This is a genomic window from Pandoraea norimbergensis, assembly GCF_001465545.3.
In the GTDB taxonomy this organism is placed as follows: domain Bacteria; phylum Pseudomonadota; class Gammaproteobacteria; order Burkholderiales; family Burkholderiaceae; genus Pandoraea; species Pandoraea norimbergensis.
Window position 1 is genome coordinate 1,601,678 of sequence record NZ_CP013480.3, and the last position, 14,580, is coordinate 1,616,257.

Here is a 14,580-nt window from a genome sequence, read left to right on the forward strand (position 1 = left end):
GAGCGAGCCTGAACGAGCCGGAAGGGTGTTTCCATGGATATCGACGATTTCTTACCTTGGCAGGGCCCGACCGAAGGCCTCGCCGCCAACGATGACAGTGCCGACGAATCGGTTGCCAAACCCACGGCGCCGGTCGACCCGCGTGCGGCCGACGACGGCAGCCTGCCCGCGTATGCCGAACTGCACTGCCTGTCGAACTTCTCGTTTCAGCGCGGGGCATCGCATCCGGAAGAGCTGGTCGCACGTGCGGCGCATCTGGGCTACACCGCGCTGGCGATTACCGACGAATGCTCGCTCGCGGGCGTGGTGCGGGCATTGGCTGAGGTCGTGCAGCATCCGTCGGTATCACTCATCGTCGGCAGTGAATTTCGGCTGACACCAGAGGCACCGGACACCGCCTCGTCATCGACGAAAGCGACGACATCGTCACAACGCGACGGACTAGGTCGTCAGGTAACCGGTGAGTTCTCGACAGACTTGTTCACTGACGCCCTCTCGTCGGACCTTCGAGCACTGGGCACCGTGCATCTGGTGGCACTCGCTCAGCATCGCGAGGGCTACGGCAATCTCTCCGAGATGATTACGCTCGGGCGCATGCGTGGCCCGAAGCGTGGATACCGGCTGCATGCGCGCGACTTCAGTGCACCGGACGAAGCACAGGCGCATCTGCGCGGCTTGCCCGGTTGTCTGCTGATTCTCGTGCCCGATGCCGACGCGAGCGCCGCGCAGATACTTGCGCAAACCCGCTGGGCGGCAGCGACCTTCGGCGAGGGGCGCGTGTGGCTTGCACTTGAACGGCGCCATCGTGCCGACGACGAAGCCCATCTGGCGAAACTGCGCGCTATCTCGACCGAATGCGGCGTGCCACTCGTCGCCACGGGCCATGTGCTGATGCATGTTCGCTCGCGCAAGCCATTGCAGGACACGCTGACCGCCATCGGGCTGGGCCAGCCGGTACAGACGTGCGGGCTGGCGCTCACGGCCAACGCAGAACAGCACCTGCGGGCGCGCTTGCGGCTTGCATGGCTCTATCCAGCGGAGGCGCTGGCCGAGACGATTGTCATTGCTTCGCGTTGCCATTTCGATCTGCGCAGCCTGCGTTACGAGTATCCGGAAGAGCTGGTGCCGGCAGGTCACACGCCGCCGACTTATCTGCGTCAGGAGGTCGAAGCCGGGCTGAAGCGCCGCTACCCGGCGGGCATTCCGCAGAAGGTCCGCAAGCTCATCGAAGACGAGCTCAAGCTCATTGGCGAGCTCGAATACGAGCCTTATTTCCTGACGGTCTACGACATCGTGAGCTTCGCGCGCAGCGTGAACATCCTGTGTCAGGGGCGCGGCTCGGCGGCCAACTCGGCGGTGTGCTATTGCCTGGGCATCACCGAGGTCGATCCCGATCAGGTGAAGTTGCTGTTCGGGCGGTTTCTGTCGAAAGAGCGCAACGAGCCACCCGATATCGACGTGGACTTCGAGCATCAGCGGCGCGAAGAGGTCATCCAGTACATCTACAACAAATATGGCGTGGACCGCGCCGCGCTGGCGGCGACCGTAATCAGTTACCGCATGCGCAGCGCGGTGCGCGATACGGGGCGCGCGCTGGGCATTGATCTGTCGATCGTCGAGCAGGTGGCGCAGAGCCAGCAGTGGTGGGATGGCCGCGAGAATCTGCTCGCGCGGATGGCGGCGCAGGGGCTCTCGCCCGATGCGCCGACCACACGGTTATGGGCGGATCTGGTGGCGCGGCTGATTGGCTTTCCGCGTCACTTGTCGCAGCACGTGGGGGGCTTCGTGATCTCACGCGACAAGCTCTCTCGGCTGGTGCCGATTGCACCGGCGGCGATGGAGAATCGCTACGTCATTCAATGGGACAAGGATGACATCGACACCCTCAAGCTGCTCAAGGTCGACGTGCTGGCGCTCGGCATGCTCAGTGCGTTGCGCCGCACGCTCGATCTGCTGGGCGAGTGGCGAGGTGTGCCGATGACGCTGGCCGATATTCCGAAAGAAGATCCCGCGACGTACGGCATGATTCGCCGCGCCGACACCATCGGCGTGTTCCAGATCGAATCGCGTGCGCAGATGAGCATGCTGCCGCGGCTAAAACCGGAAACGTACTACGACCTCGTGATCGAAGTCGCGATCGTGCGGCCGGGGCCGATTCAGGGCGGCATGGTGCATCCGTATCTGCGGCGCAAGCAGGGCAAGGAGAAGGTGGAGTATCCGCGCGAGGAGATCAAGGCGGCGCTGGAGCGCACGTTGGGTGTGCCGATTTTTCAGGAGCAGGTGATGCAGGTCGCGATGATTGCGGCCGACTTCACGGCTGGCGACGCCGATCAGTTGCGACGCTCGATGGCGGCGTGGCGGCGCAAGGGCGGACTTGAGAAATTCCAGACGCGGATCATCGACGGCATGTTGAAGAACGGCTATCCGCGCGATTTTGCCGAAGCCATCTGCCGGCAGATCGAGGGCTTCGGCGAGTATGGTTTTCCGGAGAGTCACGCCGCGAGTTTTGCGTTGCTGGCATATGCGAGTGCGTGGCTGAAATGCCATGCACCGGAGATGTTTTTGTGCGGCTTGCTCAACAGTTTGCCGATGGGGTTTTATTCGGCGTCGCAACTGGTGCAGGATGCACGGCGGCATCGGGTGGAAGTGCGTCCGGTCGATGTGTGCGTGAGCGATGTCGACTCGCTGCCCGAGGCGCGCATCGGGCGCTATGGCAATGCGCGGCGCCCGGCGGTGCGGTTGGGGTTGTCGCTGGTGAAGGGGTTGTCTGGCGAGGGCGCGACGGCGATTGAGCGGGCGCGCCGGCAACGGCCGTTTACCGACATCGACGATCTGACCGCACGTGCGGCGTTATCGCGGCACGATCTCGATGCGTTGGCGGCGGCCGATGCGTTGTCGGGGCTGCTGGGCAGTCGGCGTCAGGCGCGTTGGGCGGTGGCAGCGTGGCAGCCCCCGACGCCATTGCTGGGGGCGACGACCTTGCGCGACGCCGTGCCGGGGAGTGCCGGCGAGCGGGTAGTGTTGCCACCGATGCTGGAGGGGCAGGACATCGTGGCGGACTACGCGAGCACGGGGCTGACGTTGCGCCGGCATCCGTTGATGTTGTTGCGCGAGAAGCTTGAGAAGATGCGCGTGCGTACCGCGAAGGCGTTGCAGGCGGACGCGGTGCATGGGCGGCGGGTAAGAGCGGCGGGGATCGTGACGGGACGGCAGCGGCCGGGCACGGCCAATGGCACGGTATTCGTATCGCTGGAAGACGAGACGGGCATCATCAACGTGATCGTGTGGCCCGATCTGGTCGAGACGCAACGCAAGGAATTGCTGGCGTCGTCGTTACTGGGCGTGGAAGGGGTATGGCAACGCGAGGAGCGCGTGATGCATCTGGTCGCCCACCGCCTGATCGATCTCTCGTCGATGCTGGGTGAGCTGACCATCTCAAGTCGGAATTTTCATTGAGGGGTTTTCGATAGGATGGAGCTTTCGCGGTATCGCGATCGATTCCGCAATGTTTCCCGAGGACCCACCATGACCCGACAAGTACCCCTGGCGACACCGGGCGTGATCCTCATGCAGGATTGGCTCGGCCCGATGGGCCTCTCGCAATACGCGCTCGCGAAGGCGATCAGCGTGCCCCCTCGCCGCATCAACGAGATTGTGCTTGGCAAGCGGTCGATTACTGTCGACACTGCACTGCGACTCGGTGCGTTCTTCGGCGTCGATGCGCAGAGCTGGTTGAATCTGCAAAATCACTACGATGCTGAAATCGCCAGAGCGGAGATCGCCGACGAGCTACGTGAAATCAAACGTAACGCCAAGCATCTTCTGGCGGCTGCCTGAGTCGACAATAAACAAGGGGGCACGCATGCCCCCTTATTCATTCTGCTGATTCCGCTACAGCCGTCAATGCGCCGCGTCCGCCTGTCGGCCGGCTTCCTGTGCAAGCGCGCTGGCTTCTTCTTCGCTACGCAGCCCGTTGAAATGGAAGTTGAGCAGCACCGCGCTGATCGACGCCAGCAAAATGCCGCTGTGGAAGAACGGCGCCAACGCGTGCGGCAGCTTCATGAAGAACTTGTCCGAGGCCACCGGAATCATGCCCACGCCGATGCTGATCGCAATGATGTACAGGTTGTAACGGTTTTTCGAGAGATCGACGGTCGAGAGAATCTTCACGCCCGTGGCCGTCACCATGCCGAACATCACGATCCCCGCGCCACCCAGCACGAACTGCGGCACCGACGCGACCACGTGCGCTACCTTCGGGAACAGCCCGAGCGCGATCAGGATCAACCCGCCCATCGCACACACCCAGCGGCTCTTCACCCCCGTCACGCCAACCAACCCCACGTTCTGCGAGAACGAGGTGTACGGAAACGTGTTGAATACACCACCGATCAGCGTCCCCAGCCCATCGACCCGCAGACCGCGCACCAGCGTCTTCTGATCGACCGGGCGCCCCACGATGTCGCCCACGGCGAGAAACATGCCGGTTGATTCGATGAACGTCACGAGCATCACCAGCGTCATGGTGGCGATAGCAATCGGGTCGAAGCGCGGCACCCCGAAGTGGAACGGCATGACGAAGCCGAACCATGCCGCTTCGCTCACACCCGTGAACGATACTTTGCCCAACGCCACCGCGATCAGGGTGCCGAACAGAATGCCGAGCAGCACGGCAATGTTCGAGAAGAAACCCCGTACGTATTTGGTGATGAACAGAATGCACAGCAACACGGCGAACGACACGCCCAGATAGAGCGGATTGCCATAGTCGGGGTTGCCGAAACCGCCCGCCGCCCAGTTGATCCCCACGCCCATGAGCGAGATGCCGATCACAGTAATGACCGTGCCGGTCACCACCGGCGGGAATAGCCTCAGTAACTTCCCGATGAAGGGCGCAATGAGAATGCCGATGATGCCCGCCGCAATCGTCGCGCCGTAAATATCGAGCAAGCCGAGATCGGGGTTGGTGCCGATGGCGATCATCGGGGTCACGGCCGTGAAGGTCACACCCATCATGATCGGCAGGCGCAGGCCGAAGATCCACAGGCCAAGCGTCTGGATCAGGGTGGCGATACCGCAGGCAAACAAATCGGCATTGATCAGAAAGGCAATCTGGTCGACCGACATCTTGAGCGCACCGCCGATGATCAGCGGTACCGCCACCGCCCCCGCGTACATCACCAGCACGTGTTGCAAGCCCAGCGTGAACAGCTTGGGGAGCGGCAGGCGCTCGTCGACCGGATGCACCGGTGCAGCTGCGGCAGTTTGCGTCATGTCTTCTCCTGATCCGACGTTACGGTGGGACATCGTTGTGTTACATGGCGAACCGAGCGTAAATTTTTTATTGACGCACAGCGAGTGCAGTCAAAAACAAGCCGGTGCGGCAGCGCGTGTCAGGCGAGCCGTGCAATGCGTTTTACGATGGAGAAAAACTGCGGTATTGGCGACATGGTATGCCGTTGCGGAGCACCGCACCAGATGGGCTGAAAAGCCTTGTCGCGTATGGGGTTGGCGTGAATGCCGAAGAGGGTAGGGATGGCGCGGGGCGCAACACAGCGGTGCCAGAATCGTCCAGCGAGAAAATGCCGAAGCCGCGACGCGGCTCCGGCATATATCGAATCCCGAATACTAAAGATTGCTCCCGGCGTATGGCCGCAAGCCGGTGAGATCAGCGCGTACCGGTGGTGCCGGTGGTACCGGTCGGCTTGCGCAGCGAGTCGCTGGCGGTGACCGGTGCGGCACCCCCGTGCTGTGCTGCGCTCTCGAGTTTGCTGGAGATCTCTTCGCCCATGTGATGGAGAAACTCCATTTCCTTCGCGCCGATGCCGCCCGCGCAAAGGGCGCCGCCCCAGTCGCCGTAGAGCAGTGCCACGGTCTGGTTGCGCTGACGCACCGGCAGCAGGAAGAACGACTTCACATGCGCGAAATGCTGTCGATGCCAGATCGGGATACGCGGCACGATGCGCGGCTCGCGGGCATTGTCGATCAGGATGGCGCGACCGTTGGTGAGCGCCAGATGGAACACGTCCGGCTCGAACGCCTCGGGGAACGTGAGGCCCAGCAGCGGCTGCACGTCGCGCCCAATGCCGAAGCGCATCTCGAAGACCTTGCTCGTCGGCACGCGCACGAACGCGGCGCAGTTGACGAAGCCCAGCGATTGCAGAATCGCTTCCAACGTCAGGTTGAGCAGCCCGACGGCATCGGTCTCACCGGTCGCGGCCCGCACTTCGGAAAGCCCGTCGGCCAGACGCCGTGCCGAGTCGAGCGGCTTGCCGGCCGGCGGCGGGTTCTTGTTCGAGGCGCGGGTGCTGATCGCGATGAATTCCTGATGGCTCGTGTCGCGGGCCATTTCTTCGCCCACGGAGACCACTTCGCTGATATCGAGCGCCAGCCGGTCGGCGTAACGCTCGGCCAGCTCGGCCAAACGCGCCGGGTCGGCACCACGCGTGAGCTCGGTCACCATCTCGTTCGACATGTTCGCCACGGCGCACAGCCAATCGGCGTGCGAGAGCGGGGCGTCGCCTTCGAGATCGATGGGGCGCATGCTCGTCGCAATCGATTCGGGCAGGCCCCACTTGCGCGCGGCCGCTTCGGCCAGCTCGGGGAACGTGATGCCGAGTACGCGCTCACAGGCATCGCTGTCGCTGATGCCTTCTTCGACGGAAATTCGTTGAATCTCGACCCATTCGTTGGGGAAGCAGTAGGTCACGAGCAGGCGCGCCACATGATGCAGCAGCGTGCAGACCACGGCTTCTTCACCGTCGCGAATACCGTTCTTGGCGGTGATGTCGCGTGCGAAGGCCCCGGCGAGGGTGGCGCGAGCAAGCTCGCGCGCCATATCGTCACGGCGCGAGGCGACTTCGCCGAAGCCTTCCAGCAGCTTCAGGCTCAGCGCCAGGTGACCGATGGTATCGACGCCCAGAATCATGATGGCGCGCGAGACGGTCGTCACGTTGCAGCCGAACGGGGCGTACATGGCCGAGTTGGCCAGCCGGATCACTTTCTGGGTGAGGGCAAAGTCCGACAGCACCGACGACGCCAGGTCGGCAGTGCTGGTGTTTTCGCTTTGCATGGCAGACACGATGCCCGTGACCGAGCGTTGCAGCGACGGGAAGTCGCCGCGCTCAGCCATGCGCTGCCACAGCAATTCGAGCGTTTTTTCTTTCGTCAGGCTCATGTTGGCGGGGTGTCCGGTCAGTGTCCGGCATCCACGTTGAGGCGTCCGCTCGCGAAGGCCACCTCGAGTTCTCCCGCAGGCAGGGCTTTCGACACCAGCCAGCCCTGGATGGAATGGCAGCCGCGATCGATCAGCATCTGCCGTTGTTCTTCGGTCTCCACCCCTTCAGCGACCGCCGACAGACCCAATTCGCGTGCCAGCCCCAGAACGGCCGTCACAATCGTACGGTCGTTCGGTGACGTCGGCATGTCTTTCACGAAGCTGCGGTCGATCTTGAGCGCCGAGAGCGGGAATCGCTTCAGATAGCCCAGACTCGAATAGCCGGCGCCAAAGTCGTCCACGGCAAAGCGCACGCCCAACGTCTGCAATTCGCGCAAGACGAGGTTGGCCTGCTCCGGGTCGCGCATCAGCACGCTTTCGGTAATTTCGAGCACCAGCCGATGGCCTTCCACGCCTGAATCGGCAATCGCTTGCCAGACCAGACTCGGAAACGACGGATGGTGGAACTGCTGCGCCGAGACGTTGACCGACATGTACAGCCCGTCGAGCCGGGTGCTGCCCCAGCGCGCGAGCTGCATACAAGCGGCGCGCAGTGCCCAGCCGCCGAGCAGGTTGATCAGGCCGTTGGCTTCGGCCAGCGGAATGAACTCTGCGGGCGAGACCGGGCCGAGCGCCGGATGCCAGCGCATCAGCGCTTCCACACCCTTCACGTTGAGCGTGATCGGGTCGCAGATCGGCTGATAGTGCAAACTGAATTCACCGTTGTGAATGGCCTCGAACATGGCCGATTCCAACGAGAAAGCCTTCCGGTGCAGATCGCCCAGATCGTCCGTGTAGACGAACAGACCGTTGCGGCCGCGATCCTTGGCGCAATACATGGCGGCGTCGGCGTGCTTGATCAGCAGGCCGGCGGAATCGCCGTGTTGCGGGAAGAACGACACGCCGATGCTCGTGGTCAGGTGGAGCAGTTGATCGCCGACCTGAAACGGTTGCTGCACGGCGGAGAGCAGGCGCTTCATGATGCCGCCCAGCGCTTGTTCGTTGTCGCAACCAGGCAGCACGAGCACAAACTCGTCGCCGCCCATGCGCGCGGCCATGTCGGTTTCGCGAATCTGGGCGATCAGGCGTTGGCCGGCGTCGCGCAACAATTGGTCGCCCACGTCGTGGCCGAGCGAGTCGTTGACCTTCTTGAATCCATCGAGATCGAGCAGGGCGACGGCAAAGTTCGGGCCGCCTTCACGGGCGTGCTGAATCGCCTCGGTGATGCACTGCTGAATATATTGACGATTGCCGAGCCCGGTCACCGCATCGCGCACGGCCAGATCGGACAGGCGCGCTTCGTTTTCCTTGAACGCGGTGACGTCTTCCCCTTGAATCAGGAAGGTGGCAGGCGCGCCGGCGATACGAGGGGTGTACTGGGCGATGCGAAGCCGCATCCAGATGCGATCGGTCAGACCGCGCAGCAGTCGTACGGTGCACTGCTGGGGACCGAGGGTCTGGGCGGCGGAAAAGGCATCCTGCAACAACGGGACATCTTCGATGCCGGTCAGCTCCATGAGCGTCGCGTGATCGATGTACTCACGCGAGTACTCGAGCAGGCGAAGGGAGGCATCGGCAATGAAAAGGAAGCGGCCGTCGGCCGCGACATGTGCCGAGAGTCCGCCGGTCAGCTCGACCAGCGCCCGGGATAACGCCGGGGCCGGTGCCGGGGCGCTAACCTCGGCGAGTGCCGGTGCCAGGGTCGACGGTTCGACCAAAGGCACACCGGCTGGGAGTCGATCTGAACTCATTGTTGTTGTCTGTGCATGCTTCACGTCGAGCGCGACGCCGCTCATCTGCTTCCCCGTTCAGGCAAACGCGCTCATGGCCGGACTGGGTCCGGCAGGTGTCCGATGGATTGTGGGCCATTATAGCCAAAGACGCCAGCGATTTTGGTGGCTGCAACCCCCGTTTCATGCCGCTTTCCACAGGTTTTCCCTTGTGGGTTTTTTTCTGACAAGAGGACGGGATATTTTTCCTGCGCCACATCTGCCGTCTGGCCCATAACTGCCTCGAGAACGGCGTCTTTCCACGACGCCGGGCGGGACTGCCAAGCGTTATCGTGCGAGCGCCAGTCTACCCAAGCGCGAGCCGTTTGCGTGAGTTCGAATGATGGATTTTTGTCATTGCGATGCAACATCGCAATTCGAACAGGCAGGAGTCGATTCGTAGGAATACCCATCGGTGCGCATCCATTCTCATGAATGCCTATGGGCCTACTCACAACGTGGGAATGCGGGGGCGGGGAGGGAGGCGCGGAAGCGGATGAAGCGGATGAGGCGGATGAGGCGGATGAAGCGGGACTCCGGCGGCGCGGCCGAAGTCCTGAAAGATTACTGCTGTGACGTGCTTGTGTGGCTGTCGTGACCTTCGTGAGCCAGCGACCACGCGATGCAGGCGCGCGCCAATGCGGCAGAGGCATCCAGACCGAAACGCGCCAGCGGGGTCTCGCACATGGCCAGCGCGACCGGAATCTCCGTGCAACCGAGAATGACGCGCTGTGCGCCAGCCGCCAGCAACGGCTCCATCGCCATCGCCAGCGCCTCGCCACCCCGGCGGATCTCGCCCGCCTTGGTCAGCCGGATCCCCTCGTTGACCAGCGCCTGCTGGGCAAGCGGTTCGGCCGCCGAGACAAAGTGGTAACCCAGCGCTTCAAGCCGCGGACGATAGACATTGGCATGGTGCGTGCCTTCGGTCGCCATCAATGCGATGGGGGACCCCGGGGCGACGCAACGCGACAGTTCGCCTGCCACGGCATCCACCACGTCCAGCACCGGCAGATGGGTCCGGGTGCGCAACGCTTCCAGCCACGCATGCGCGGTGTTGCAGGCAATGGCAATGCAGCCCGCGCCCGATTGTTCCAGCGCATGAACGCCATCGAGCATGCCGTCCAGCGGCGACGCGCCATCGCGCAACAACGCCTCGGTACGGTCCGGAATCTGGGGCACGGAATACAGAATGAACGGGATGTGGTCCTGATCCCGGTCCGCCGGGTGCTGATCGACGATCTTGCGGCACAGGTCGATGCCCGCGGCTGGCCCCATGCCGCCCAGAATGCCAAGCGTAGCGTGCGTGTTCATGATGGTGGCAATTCAACTGACTGATGAAAATGATGCTTCGGCTGTCCGGAGGGGGGCTTCTCCCTCCCCCGGACTGCCGACGGACTGCTTTATGGCTTGACTACTGCTTCAACCGATCAGTCGTACGCCTTCGTGACCGGGTCCTTGAACATGGCGCGCATCTCTACCGTCATCGGGTAGTTCATGTTCTGGTTCTTCGGCGGCACCGGCTGCGTGAACCACTTGTTGTACAGCTTCTCCATTTCGCCCGACTTTTCCATGTCGGCGATGACCGTGTTCACCACCTTGGTAAAGGCCGGATCATCCTTGCGCAGCATGCACGCATAGTTTTCGAACTGGAGGTTCGGGCCGACGATCTCGTAACCCTTGGCTTCGTCCGCCGGCAGGGCGGCGCGCTGACCGTACAGCAGCGGCTCGTCCATCACGAAGGCCACAGCGCGGCCTTGCTTGACGGTCAGGAAGCCGTCCGAGTGTTCCTTGGTCTGGATCAGGTTGAAACCGATCTCGCCCTTCTTGCCCGACAGAATGCGGTCAGCCGTGGTGCCGGCCGTCGTCGAAATGGTCTTGCCCTTCAGGCTGTTCAGGTCGGTGATGCCCGAACCCGTCTTCGCAATCATCTTGATCGAGTACAGGAAGATGTTGTGCGAGAAGCCGACTTGCTTCGCACGCTCGAAGGTGTGGGTGGTCGAGCCGCACTCCAGATCGATCGTGCCGTTTTGCATCAGCGCGATACGGTTCTGCGAGGTGATCGGCGTTTCGGTGATCTTGATGTTCGGCAGGTTCAGGTCTTTCTTGACCGCGTCGACAATCTTCAACGCGATTTCCTGCGAGTAGCCGATCGTCTTGCCCGCGTTGTCCGTGTACGAGAACGGAATCGACGATTCGCGCACCCCGAGTGCGATCACGCCGGTGTCCTTGATCTTCTTGAGCGTTCCGGTCACTTCCTGCGCGCTGGCAGTGTGCGCGAACAGGCTGGCGGCAGCGCTGACGAGCAGCAGAGGGGCAAACAGCTTCTTCATGGTCTCAGTCCTATAGGAACAAATGGTGCGGTGGTCCGCACCGTTGGAATATCAAACCAAAAATACCGATACAACCAGACACGCCTTCCCAACGGTCCCCGTGGGAGTGAACAAATGCTTGCCGGCATACGATCGGCCTGGAAGGCCTGTCATGTTCCGGCACCGCGCATTACGCGGCCAGACGGGCAAACCCTGCCAGATCGACGGCCGGACGCTCGCCATCGATCGCATTGGCGATGACGCGCGCCGCGCCCATCGACAACGTGAAACCCAAACCGCCGTGGCCCACGTTCAGCCACAGATTTCCCAGCCGCCCCGCACGCCCCAGAATCGGACGCCCATGCGGCGTGGCCGGACGCATCCCCGTCCACTCCAGTGGTGCATGCGCACCGCGCAAGGCCGGGAACAAGTCGCCCGACAGCGAACGCAAGGCGTCGATGCGATGTTCGGCAATCCGAAAGTCGTAACCGACCAGATCGGCGATGCCCGCCACGCGCAAATGCTCGCCCAGACTCGCATACACGACCTTGTTGTCGGCATCCGTCACCGACACCTGCGGGCGCGCATCGACCGGTGCGTCGCGATACGTCAGGCTGTAACCCTTGAGCGGGTACAGCGAAATCGATTCGCCCACGGTGCGCAACAGCGGCATGGCCGCAAGACCGTTGGCGACAACCACGGCATCGACGGCGATATCTCCCGAGCGGGTGCGCACGGCGCGCACAGTGTCGCCACGCACGTCAAAGCCGGTAACGTCATGCTCGAAGCGCAACGCGCCGCGGGCATGGGCGCCGACGAGTCGCGCCAGTTCCTTGCACAGCAACTGGCAGTCGCCGGTGCCTTCGCCCGGGGTATGAATCCCGCCCGCCAGTTCGCCGGCAATCTTGCCGAGGGCAGGTTCCAGCGCAGCACAGGTGGCGGCGTCGACGCGACGCTGCGCGTAACCGAGGCCGTTCGCCAGTTCAAGCGAACGCTCTGCGGCGGCGAGCTTGGCGGCGTCGCGATACACCACGAGTTTGCCGCTCAGCCGATAGTCGAACGACACCGACTCCTGTGCGAGAAATTCCAGCATCACTTCGCGGCTATGCAGCCCGAGCGAGAGCAGACGCAACGTCGAACTGGCATTGGCCTGCGTGTTGCAATGCTTGACGAACTCGAGCGACCAGCGCCAGAAGTCCGGATCGAACGAAGGTTTGATTCGCAACGGCCCGGTGCGCGAGAACAGCAGTGACGGCAGTTGCGAAAGCACACCCGGTGCCGCCAGCGGCGACACGTAGCCGTAGCTCAACTGGCCGCCGTTGGCGAAGCTCGTGCCCAGACCCGGACCACGCCCGCTGTCGATGACCGTGACCTCGTGGCCGGCGCGCAGCAACTGATACGCGCTGGCGAGGCCGACGATGCCCGCCCCGATGACTCCAATATGCATGACGATGAATAACAACCAAAAACACAGTGAATTGCAAGGCGGAAAATATTCGCGGCAGCAGGACGGGGACCCCGCCGCAGGCGCTTTCTCCACGGCCTTTGTTACGCAGTGTAGAACGATAAAAATCGCCAACCTATGCGGTTTTGAGGCAGCATATGTCTTTTAGCTATAGGGTCGGCGCGACGCGCGGCTCACCACAGAGGCGGCAGCAGGCATGAAATTGCGGCATATCGAGACGTTTCGCGCAGTGGTTCTGACAGGCTCGGCCAGCGGCGCGGCGCAACTGCTCAACGTCTCGCAACCGGTGGTCTCACGCGTGCTGCAACACGCCGAGCAACAACTCGGCTTCAAGTTGTTCGATCGCGTGAAGGGCCGCCTCGTGCCCACGGCCGAAGCGCGCAGGCTCTACCCCGATGTCGAGCGCATCTTCAGCGATCTGGAGCGCCTGCGCACCACCTCGCGCAACCTGCGCCAGCACGGCGTCGGTCATCTGCGCATCGCCGCCACCCCCAGCCTCGCGCAAAGCCTGCTGCCCGCAGCCATCGAGCGCATGCGGCGGGCGCATCCCGACGTTGTCTTCGAACTCATCACGCACCACACGACGGAGATGATCACGGCGATCCTGACGTCGTCGGTCGACGTGGGCATCGTCTCGGCACCACCGATGGCGGCCGGTATCGTGAGCCGTCCGATTGCGCAGGGGCACATCGTGCTGGCCGTGCCGGCAGCGTGGCCCAAGCTGGCCCGTCGCGGGCAAGCCAGCGCCGAAGCGCTGATCGGCCGCGATCTCATCAAGCTGCACGACGACACACCGCTGGGCGCACTCATCAATGAGCGTCTGGAACAGACGGCGCTTTTGCAGGATGCCGAAGTGATGGTCCAGACGTACTCGCTCGCGGCTGCGCTGGTGGAACACGGGCTGGGCTACGCGTTGCTGGACCAGTTCACGGCCGCTAGCGCACACGTGCAGACGCAATGCCTGTACCGCGTGGCACCGGCCATCGAATTTCCCGTGGAAATGCTGCGCCCGGCGCATGAGCCGGAATCGGTGCTCGCCGATACGTTACGCCGTCATCTGGCGGATGTTGCAGAAGAGCTCAGTGCGCGCGCCGAAGCGCTTTGCGAAGGGCGCGAAATCGTCCTCGCGCCCGGTGAGGATGCGGACGAGGGCTGAGGCAGCGCCATCACGTCCTTGCCGAATCACGGCGGTGTTACCGGCAACCCGGTTCGCTCTTCACTTCGAAGTAAGAGAACGGCTGTCCTTGCAGCTTGCCCGCCAGCGACGGATAGTTTGCCGCCACGAAGCGGCGTGCACCGGCCATATCGAACTCGGTGCGTAACCATATCTGCCCGTCGTGACTGTCGAGCACGAGGGTGCCCGCATAAATGACATCGCCCCGGCGCACTTGCACCGTCGGCACCTTGCGGCCCTTGCAATAGCGGAAGCGGTAGCTGTTGTCGGCGGGGACGAATTCCATCGGGCCGAAGCGCTCGTTGCGCATGAGCGGCGAAACTCGCATGGCGACAAACCCGCGCGTCGGCGGGTTGGTGTTGAGGGTGCGCGTGACTTTGCCGCCGACGATGCCGTTGACGGTCTGCGAGAAGTCCGAGTAGTTCCACGGCCCCCAGGTGCTTTGCAAAGGCGTGTCGAGCCCGACGATCACGATGGCGTATTCGTCGAGGGTGTCTTCGGTGAGTTGGGGATTGGGCGGGACGCCCTTGGAACTGCACGCGGCGAGCAGCGCCGCAGTGAGAAGTGCCACAGTGACAAGCGCCGCGCACTGCGCAGCAAAGGGGGACAACAGGGCGCGTAACGTTTGCGACGACCTCATTGCAGCC

Annotated in this window: 11 protein-coding genes; 3 read left to right on the forward strand and 8 right to left on the reverse strand. The window is 63.1% G+C overall.

Annotated elements, in window-relative coordinates; genetic code table 11:
• Positions 1–33 precede the first annotated feature (33 nt).
• Positions 34–3,456: an error-prone DNA polymerase gene (locus tag AT302_RS07265; RefSeq protein ID WP_084656077.1), complete on the forward strand. Its 3,423-nt coding sequence runs from the start codon at positions 34–36 to the stop codon at positions 3,454–3,456.
• A 69-nt stretch (positions 3,457–3,525) separates the two neighbouring features.
• Entirely contained in the window at positions 3,526–3,837 is a 312-nt protein-coding gene (locus AT302_RS07270) for a HigA family addiction module antitoxin (protein WP_058377847.1), read from the forward strand.
• Positions 3,838–3,900: 63 nt separating this feature from the next.
• Here AT302_RS07270 and AT302_RS07275 read toward each other — a convergent pair whose 3' ends face one another.
• The 7 genes from AT302_RS07275 to AT302_RS07300 form a co-directional block, all read right to left on the reverse strand.
• Positions 3,901–5,274 carry a nucleobase:cation symporter-2 family protein gene (locus AT302_RS07275; RefSeq protein ID WP_058377848.1) on the reverse strand — a complete coding sequence of 458 codons (1,374 nt, stop codon included), beginning with the start codon at positions 5,272–5,274 and terminating at the stop codon, positions 3,901–3,903.
• Between the two features lie 394 nt (positions 5,275–5,668).
• Positions 5,669–7,177, reverse strand: coding sequence for an HDOD domain-containing protein (locus AT302_RS07280; protein ID WP_058377849.1), 1,509 nt, complete (start codon positions 7,175–7,177; stop codon positions 5,669–5,671).
• 17 nt (positions 7,178–7,194) lie between these two features.
• Positions 7,195–8,967 (reverse strand): putative bifunctional diguanylate cyclase/phosphodiesterase, encoded by a 1,773-nt coding sequence (locus AT302_RS07285; protein ID WP_064675187.1) that lies wholly within the window; start codon positions 8,965–8,967, stop codon positions 7,195–7,197.
• 71 nt (positions 8,968–9,038) lie between these two features.
• Positions 9,039–9,398, reverse strand: a complete 360-nt coding sequence (locus tag AT302_RS27520; protein ID WP_157125714.1) for a hypothetical protein — start codon at positions 9,396–9,398, stop codon at positions 9,039–9,041.
• A gap of 151 nt (positions 9,399–9,549) precedes the next feature.
• Entirely contained in the window at positions 9,550–10,296 is a 747-nt protein-coding gene (cuyB, locus tag AT302_RS07290; protein WP_058377851.1) for a cysteate racemase, read from the reverse strand.
• 116 nt (positions 10,297–10,412) lie between these two features.
• Positions 10,413–11,315: a transporter substrate-binding domain-containing protein gene (locus AT302_RS07295; RefSeq protein WP_058377852.1), complete on the reverse strand. Its 903-nt coding sequence runs from the start codon at positions 11,313–11,315 to the stop codon at positions 10,413–10,415.
• Between the two features lie 169 nt (positions 11,316–11,484).
• A complete protein-coding gene (locus AT302_RS07300) occupies positions 11,485–12,741 on the reverse strand; it encodes a D-amino acid dehydrogenase (RefSeq protein ID WP_058377853.1) in 1,257 nt (418 codons plus the stop codon).
• Positions 12,742–12,955: 214 nt separating this feature from the next.
• On the opposite strand from AT302_RS07300, the gene AT302_RS07305 reads away from it, so the two are divergent.
• Positions 12,956–13,915: a LysR family transcriptional regulator gene (locus AT302_RS07305; protein ID WP_058377854.1), complete on the forward strand. Its 960-nt coding sequence runs from the start codon at positions 12,956–12,958 to the stop codon at positions 13,913–13,915.
• 37 nt (positions 13,916–13,952) lie between these two features.
• Here the strand turns inward: AT302_RS07305 and AT302_RS07310 are convergent, their stop codons facing one another.
• Complete coding sequence (locus tag AT302_RS07310; RefSeq protein WP_058377855.1) at positions 13,953–14,573, reverse strand: hypothetical protein; 621 nt, start codon at positions 14,571–14,573, stop codon at positions 13,953–13,955.
• Between the last annotated feature and the right edge of the window lie 7 nt (positions 14,574–14,580).

What these genes read in the sequence shown, in the direction of transcription:
- AT302_RS07300 (WP_058377853.1), bottom strand. Translation starts at nt 12,741, where the DNA reads ATGCATATTGGAGTCATCGGGGCGGGCATCGTCGGCCTCGCCAGCGCG.
- AT302_RS07280 (WP_058377849.1), bottom strand. Translation starts at nt 7,177, where the DNA reads ATGAGCCTGACGAAAGAAAAAACGCTCGAATTGCTGTGGCAGCGCATG.
- AT302_RS07305 (WP_058377854.1), top strand. Translation starts at nt 12,956, where the DNA reads ATGAAATTGCGGCATATCGAGACGTTTCGCGCAGTGGTTCTGACAGGC.
- AT302_RS27520 (WP_157125714.1), bottom strand. Translation starts at nt 9,398, where the DNA reads ATGGGTATTCCTACGAATCGACTCCTGCCTGTTCGAATTGCGATGTTG.
- cuyB (WP_058377851.1), bottom strand. Translation starts at nt 10,296, where the DNA reads ATGAACACGCACGCTACGCTTGGCATTCTGGGCGGCATGGGGCCAGCC.
- AT302_RS07265 (WP_084656077.1), top strand. Translation starts at nt 34, where the DNA reads ATGGATATCGACGATTTCTTACCTTGGCAGGGCCCGACCGAAGGCCTC.
- AT302_RS07275 (WP_058377848.1), bottom strand. Translation starts at nt 5,274, where the DNA reads ATGACGCAAACTGCCGCAGCTGCACCGGTGCATCCGGTCGACGAGCGC.
- AT302_RS07295 (WP_058377852.1), bottom strand. Translation starts at nt 11,315, where the DNA reads ATGAAGAAGCTGTTTGCCCCTCTGCTGCTCGTCAGCGCTGCCGCCAGC.
- AT302_RS07285 (WP_064675187.1), bottom strand. Translation starts at nt 8,967, where the DNA reads ATGAGTTCAGATCGACTCCCAGCCGGTGTGCCTTTGGTCGAACCGTCG.
- AT302_RS07270 (WP_058377847.1), top strand. Translation starts at nt 3,526, where the DNA reads ATGACCCGACAAGTACCCCTGGCGACACCGGGCGTGATCCTCATGCAG.
- AT302_RS07310 (WP_058377855.1), bottom strand. Translation starts at nt 14,573, where the DNA reads ATGAGGTCGTCGCAAACGTTACGCGCCCTGTTGTCCCCCTTTGCTGCG.